Annotated in this window: 4 protein-coding genes; all 4 read left to right on the top strand. The window is 53.3% G+C overall.

All coding sequences use genetic code 11. The features are described from left to right. A partial coding sequence (locus HMPREF1556_RS03475) for a SusC/RagA family TonB-linked outer membrane protein (protein ID WP_021666873.1) occupies window positions 1-2,610 on the top strand: 2,610 nt, incomplete at its 5' end. Window positions 2,611-2,646: 36 nt separating this feature from the next. Then, window positions 2,647-4,290: a SusD/RagB family nutrient-binding outer membrane lipoprotein gene (locus tag HMPREF1556_RS03480; RefSeq protein WP_021666874.1), complete on the top strand. Its 1,644-nt coding sequence runs from the start codon at window positions 2,647-2,649 to the stop codon at window positions 4,288-4,290. A 21-nt stretch (window positions 4,291-4,311) separates the two neighbouring features. Continuing rightward, window positions 4,312-5,508 (top strand): glycoside hydrolase family 18, encoded by a 1,197-nt coding sequence (locus tag HMPREF1556_RS03485; RefSeq protein WP_021666875.1) that lies wholly within the window; start codon window positions 4,312-4,314, stop codon window positions 5,506-5,508. 25 nt (window positions 5,509-5,533) lie between these two features. Beyond that, window positions 5,534-6,685 (top strand): BT_3987 domain-containing protein, encoded by a 1,152-nt coding sequence (locus HMPREF1556_RS03490; RefSeq protein WP_021666876.1) that lies wholly within the window; start codon window positions 5,534-5,536, stop codon window positions 6,683-6,685. Window positions 6,686-7,423: the final 738 nt, after the last annotated feature.

Consider the following 7,423-nt stretch of genomic DNA (forward strand, 5'->3'; position numbering starts at 1 on the left):
ATGAACAGCCTCAATGGTAAGGTCGCTGGGGTCAACATCCAGCGTAGTGCCTCTGGGGTCGGTGGTAGCACCCGTGTCGTCATGCGTGGTAATAAGTCGATCTCTGGGGACAACAACGTCCTCTACGTCATCGACGGGGTACCTGTCGGCAATAGCGCAGACCGTGGTGGTGACGGCTCGGGCTTCGGCTCTGGTCGTGCTTCGGGTGAAGGGATCTCCAGCATCAACCCCGACGACATCGAGTCGATCAGTGTCCTCACGGGTCCTTCGGCTGCTGCTCTCTATGGAGCTTCGGCTGCGAATGGTGTTATCCTCATCAATACGAAGAAGGGAGCTGCTGGTAAGCTTCGTGTGAACTTCTCCTCTTCTGTGGAGACGGCTTCGCCCTTCATCATGCCTAAGTTCCAGAACACCTACGGCAACAAGCCCGGGGACTACACTTCCTGGGGGGAGAAGCTCGCTACGCCTACCGACTATCAGCCTAGAGACTTCTTCAACCGTGGGGTCACGTACAACAACTCCTTCAACTTCTCTGTCGGGACGGACAAGAACCAGACCTACTTCTCCGCCTCTGCCATCAATGCTAAGGGGATCGTACCTAACAATAAGTACCATCGCTACAATGCGTCGATCCGCAACACGGCGAAGTTCCTCGACGATAAGCTTACGCTCGATGTCTCGGCTAACTATATCCGTGACTACGCTAACAACATGATCTCCTACGGGGCTTACTTCAACCCCATCGTTGGTGCTTACCTCTATCCTAGAGGGAAGAACTTCGACCAGGAGAAGTACTTCGAGCGCTATGATGCTAAGGAAGGCTACTACACGCAGTACTGGTCTCCTGGTAGCATGGGTACGGACGTGCAGAACCCTTACTGGGTCGCTTACCGCAACCTGCACCCCGAGGTCAACGACCGCTACATGCTCTTCGGTTCGCTCAAGTATGAGCTCAACAAGAAGATCAACTTCTCCGGTCGTGTGCGTCTGGACAATACGTACACTCAGCGTGAGACGAAGCTCTATGCTTCTACCTCTAGTGTCTTCGCTAAGCCTCTGGGCTACTACTCCGCAGACAACAGCTACTTCAAGCAGAAGTATGTGGACTTCATGGCAAACTACAATTCAGCCATTGGCGAAGATTTCAACCTCACTGGTACCCTTGGTACTTCCTATGAAGAGTACGACACCAAGAGCCAGGGCTTCGGAGGTCACCTCTCACTCATCCCTAATAAGTTCATCTTCTCGAATACCAACTCCCTACAGAGCGGTGGTTCGGAGGGCTCAAGCCGTAAGAGCAACTTTGCTGTCTTCGCTTCTGCTGAACTTGCATGGCGCAGTGCGCTCTTCCTCACCCTCACGGGACGTACGGATAAGCCTTCGCAGCTCGTCAATAGTGTAGACCCATGGATCTTCTATCCTTCTATTGGTCTCTCGGCTGTCGTCACTGACCTCATCGGCTCAGACCTGCGTGCTAAGCTTCGCCCAGCACTGTCCTACCTGAAGGTACGTACCTCCTTCACCGAAGTAGGTTCTCCTATCCCCTTCACGGGGCTGACCCCAGGGACTATCACCCACTCTATGGGTAGCGGTAAGGTAGAGCCCTTCGACTACTATCCTCTGCCTGACCTCAAGGCTGAGCGTACACGCTCTGTCGAGCTCGGGATCGACTCTCGCTGGTTCGGTGGTGCTCTGACCTTCGGTGCTACCATCTACCAGTCCAACACGCTCAATCAGCTTCTAGAGACAGACCTTGACCCAGGGACGGGCTACAAGAAGCTCTATGTCCAGGCAGGTAATGTCCGTAACCGTGGGGTAGAGATGACGCTTGGCTTCCATAAGAAGTTCGGTGAATTCGACTACAACACTAGCCTTACAGCTACGGCTAACCGCAATAAGATCATCAAGCTCGCTTCAGGTGTGACCAACCCTATCTCGGGTCAGGTCTTCGACCTAACGGATATCCGTAAGGGACGCTTCCGTCTCCGTGAAGGTGGCGAACTCGGTGACGTCTATGCTAGCGAACGTATCAAGCGTGATGCAAATGGCTATGTCGAGTACACTCAGGGTCAGTCGCTCGTCACCGAGCCTACCGAACCCTACAAGCTCGGATCGGTCAATGCTAAGTGGAACTTCGGTTGGAAGCACGGCTTCTCCTACAAGGGCTTTGATCTGAATGTGCTCTTCACGGCTCGCCTTGGCGGTATCGTGATCTCGAAGACTCAGGCTGCTCTGGATAAGTTCGGTGTATCGCAGGCTTCTGCTGATGCTCGTGATGCTGGCGGTGTGACGATCGGTCAGGGTCTCAACATCGATCCACAGAAGTACTACGACGCTATCTACAACCTCGACTCCTACTATGTCTACTCGGCGACCAACGTCCGCCTGCAGGAGCTTAGCCTCTCTTATAGCCTACCCAAGAGCCTCTTCGGTAAGGTCTTCAAGAACGTCGGAGTCTCTGTCTACGCTACTAACCTCTGGATGATCTACAACAAGGCTCCCTTCGATCCCGAACTCACGGGTTCTACGGGTACCTTCGGTCAGGGGTACGACTACTTCATGCTACCTAGCCAGCGTACCATCGGTGCAAGCCTCAAGCTCGGTATCTAGCCTTCGTCCCTCACCTTATCAATACGTATCTATCGTATGAAAATTAAGAATCTAGCTATCCTCCCTGCCCTCGCCCTTGGAGCCCTTATCTCCTCGTGCAATCAGGAAGAGATCAATACAAGTCGTACCGGTGTCACCGACAAGGAGCTTAATCAGGGTGGTCTCAGCTATGGTCTACCTCTGATGGACCTACAGCGCACGGTCATGCCTATTGGCCCTGCAGGAGATGTCGGACCAGGCAATAGCATGCAGGTCCTCGAGCTGATCTCCACCGGTAACTATATCGGCTACTACAGCAACAACAATAACTGGAACTTCAATACCGAAGGGACTTGGACCTTCACCAACGGTCGTATGGGTCTGCTCTACGGCCTCCTCTACGGTGACGTGGCTAAGTCATGGCTTCCTATCCACACTCAGGCATCTCGAGCTCAAGACAATGTACAGGCTCAGCAGATCCTAGCGATAGCTAATATCGTCAAGATCGTAGGGTGGCTTCGTGCTACCGATGCCTTTGGTCCTATCGTCTATACCAAGGCTGGTAGTGGGGATATCACTCCTACTCCCGACTCACAGCATGAGGTCTATAAGGGTATGCTCGCAGAGCTAGAGAAGAGCGCTGCGACGCTACGTCAGGCAGAGGAACCTATCCTCCAGCGCTACGACCTCGTCTATAATGGTGATCCTAAGAAGTGGGTGCGTCTGGCCAACTCACTGATGCTCCGTATGGCTGTCCGCGTCCACTTCAAGGACACGGCCCTTGCTCAGGAGTACATCAACAAGGCTGTAGACGAAGCTAATGGTGGTGTCATCGAGAATGCCATCGACGAAGCTAAGATCGGAGACTCTGAGAAGCAGCCTCTGGCTCATCCAGCTCTGATCTCCGTCAATCAGTACAATGAGACCCGCATGGGTGCTACGATCTGGTCGTACCTCCAGGGCTACAATGACCCTCGTCTGGAGAAGTACTTCACCCAGGGTACCTACCGTGGTCGCTCTGGCTACTACTTCCTAGCTCCGACGAACAATGAGCCTAAGCAGGAAGGCGAGAATAAGGCCCAGTATGCATCGAAGCCTAACTTCCAGAATTCAACTCCTGTCTACTGGTTCCGTGCTTCTGAGACCTACTTCCTCAAGGCAGAGGCTGCTCTCTATGGTCTCCTCGGTACGGGTACGGCTCAGTCCTACTATGAGCAGGGTGTACGTCAGTCCTTCTCTGAGGCAGGTGCTGGTGATGCTACTGCGTACCTCATCCAGAGCCGTACTGTTCCTGCAGCGACGTCCGTAGCGAATAACCCCTACATCGGCATGTATAGTGACAATATCTCTTCGGGTAATGTGTCGCCTAGCTGGACGGATGTAGATGCTAATCGTAACGCTACTGAAGTCCACCTTCAGAAGATCATCACTCAGAAGTACCTTGCTCTCTTCCCCAATGCCTACGAGGCTTGGACCGAGTATCGTCGTACGGGCTATCCCTTCATCATGAAGCCTGCAGATACGGGCGCTCCCTCACGTATTGGTGGTCCTGCTAGTATGCGTGCTCCTGAGCGCTTCTCCTTCCCTGCGTCGGCCTACGATAGCAATCCTAATCTCAAGATCATCCCTAGCCTCCTCGGTGGTGTAGACCTCGGTGCTACGCGTCTGTGGTGGGTGCGTGAAGATCGTCCTAATCAGTAACCTAAAGAATAACGAACATCTATGAAGATGCTAAAATATGCGCTGGTAGCTCTCACTGCCCTCTCTGCTATCTCCTGTAGCAAGTGGACGGACGAAGAGAAGCTCACCTACGACAGCCAGCAGGGGCTGAAGCGATCCATCCCTATGATCGAGATGACTAGTGCTGATCAGCTCACTCCTGCACAGAAGGAGCACTATGCTAAGCTCCGTGCTTGGAAGCAGACCCCGCACGTCCGTGGTTTCGGTTGGTTCGGTGGCTGGACGGCCAAGGGTACTGACCCACAGAAGTACCTCCGTATGCTCCCCGACAGCGTAGATATCGTCTCGCTCTGGGGTACGCATGGTGATCTGACCGAAGCTCAGAAGACTGACCTGAAGTTCTTCCAGGAAGTCAAGGGCGGTAAGGTCCTGCTCTGCTGGATCGTCTCCAACCTCGGTGACCAGCTTACCCCTAAGGGGAAGAATGCCATCGACTACTGGGTCAAGGAGAAGGGCAATGGCGAATTCCTCGAAGGAGTCAAGGCCTATGCCAATGCGATCTGCGATACCATCGAGAAGTACAACCTCGATGGGTTCGATATCGACTACGAACCCTATTATGGAGGTAGTGGGAACTTGGCTACGGCTATTCAGGCCTATGAACAGGATGGAGAGACCTATTACTATGATTGGAAGAAGTATCCTGCTGCCGCCTATGTAGGCGAAGAAGCTGATATCATCGACGCTTCTGAGGATAGGAATATCGGTATGTACACCTTCGTCAAGACGCTCTACGATCGTCTCCAGCCTAAGGGACGTATCCTGCTCTTCGACGGGGAGCCTTACAAGCTCTCAGCTGAGGCCTCTAAGATGATCACCTTCTATCTCTACCAGGCTTATGACGAGTCTACGACGGCAGCTGCGGAGGCCAAGATGCGCCAGGGCTCACATCTAGACAACTGGGAGGGGAAGACCTTCCTCACCCTAGAGTTCCAGAAGTACGCTAAGACGGGTGGCTTCCCTCGCTACACCAGCTCTAGAGCAGACATCCAGAAGCTCGACGTAGGTCGTCAGATCATGGACTACGCTAGGATGATCCTGCCCAATGGCAAGCGTATCGCTGGTATCGGTACCTACCATATGGAGCTGGATACCGAGGGTGGTAACTACCGCTTCCTCCGTCAAGCGCTCAATGCGGGCAACCGTGTCAGCGCTACTCAGAAGGAAGAGTTCCAATAACCGCTAAACAGCTATAGACAAGACAATGAAAAGATTCGCATATATGCTGCTAGCGTCAGGACTGCTAGCTAGCTGCCAAAACGAACTCTACAACGATCCTGTCAAGGATCACGAAGTCGAGCAAGGCGCTTACATCCACGGGCAGGATCAGACGCAGATCTTCCTGCTCAATGGTGATTCGCAGGAGGCTACTGGGCCTCGCATCGATCTCGTCAAGCCTGCTACTGCGCCTGTGACCATCGGATTCTCCGTAGGGGACAAGGCTCAGCTGGATGCTTACAATGCTAAGAACGGGACGAGCTATACGCTCCTGCCCAAGGAGATGTATGAGATCGCTTCGTCGGTGGAGATCCCTGCAGGTAAGGTGTCGGCTACGGTGCCTATCAAGCTCAAGAAGGTGACCTTCGCTGCAGGTCAGATCTTCGCTCTCCCTCTGAAGTTGACGGGTGCAGGTGCCCATGCTATCGGCGGTCAGAGCGAAGCGCTCATCGTCGTCGACCAGGCTACGGAGACCAAGGTACTTCGTATCAATACGGGTAATGAGATCGCTACCTACTTCCCAGAGGATATCCTCGTCCCCCAGTGGACGATGGAGGTGATGGTCTACCGTACCAACATCAATGGTGCTCTAGCAGGTACGAAGTTCGTCGGTGCATCAGACGACAAGAGTGAGATCTACCCTGTGGTAGGTGCTGATGGCTCCTTCCTGCGTACGGGGGGTACTGACCTCACGCTCTCCAAGGATATCATGCCTCTGGAGGGTAAGAAGTGGTACATGTTCTCCTTCGTATATGATGGGGCTAATGTCTCCGTCTACTGCAACGGACGCCTGGTCCTCAATCAGCCTGTCCGTGAGGGCGACTACAAGCTCGGTGGCTTCTGGCTCAGCACGACCCGTGGTCTGGTACGTGAGCTCCGCTTCTACAAGGTCGCTCGCACTCCGGCTCAGATCGTAGCCAATGTCTGGAAGACGGTCGATCCTACCGATCCTAACCTCGTCGCCTACTATCCTATGAACGGTAAGAAGTACGATCATGCGACAGGCAAGGTGACGGAGGATGAGACTCAGATCTGGGACTGGTCGAGCAATGGCCGTCACTTCACGAATCTTCAGGGGGCTACCTTCGTCCAGAATGGGGATAAGCTCTACCGCTTCCCTCTCCCTGCTACGAAGTAGTCTTTCCTAGAGACTTTTCTCCTTAGTTTAGCGAGGCTGTATCCCCCTGGGGATGCAGCCTCGCTTTGTCTTATCCTGGCACCCCCGTTTTGCGACCCACGGTAGGTCGCGGGTGCGACCTACCGTGGGTCGTCTCGACGACCTAAGTAGGTTTTTTCGACGATCTTACCGTAGGGTCCAAAAGAGGCCTCTCAAAAGCCCCTGTAGACGGGGATTCTGGAGGGGTGGTTTTTGGATTTGGATTTCGCTCTCGATAGGCGTCGATGGGTCTAAGGAATACCTGTGGTTCAGGCAATTTTGAAGTATAGGTATTCCTAAAGAAATTTATTAAATCGAAATGCTTCCGAAAGTATTTTGGGAAGGTTTTAATTACTACTTTTGCGCGCTGATTAAGCACAAAATGGTTACACTTAATGACGGCATGATCTCCCTAGAGCCCTCCTGTGAGCGGTCTAGCCTACGTGTCCTATCGGGTACAGACCTGATGGGGCATTCGTCGATGGATACGGCGAAGCAGGGGGATTGGTGGATGCCCTCCATGTGTGGACCGATGATCTACTTCCTGAATCCTATCTACATCCCGAGCAGCAAGGCTCCTAGACTAGGCGTGCTAGCGCGTAGAGGTCTGGGAGCTTTCCTTGTCTTGTGAAGCACTACAGCTACTTCGGCTAGCGCAGGTGCCCTCCTTTATTCTTCCCCCTAAGACTCCATTTTTTTAATTTTCAGATATGAAGAAAG

This window comes from Porphyromonas sp. oral taxon 278 str. W7784, from assembly GCF_000467855.2.
Lineage (GTDB): Bacteria > Bacteroidota > Bacteroidia > Bacteroidales > Porphyromonadaceae > Porphyromonas.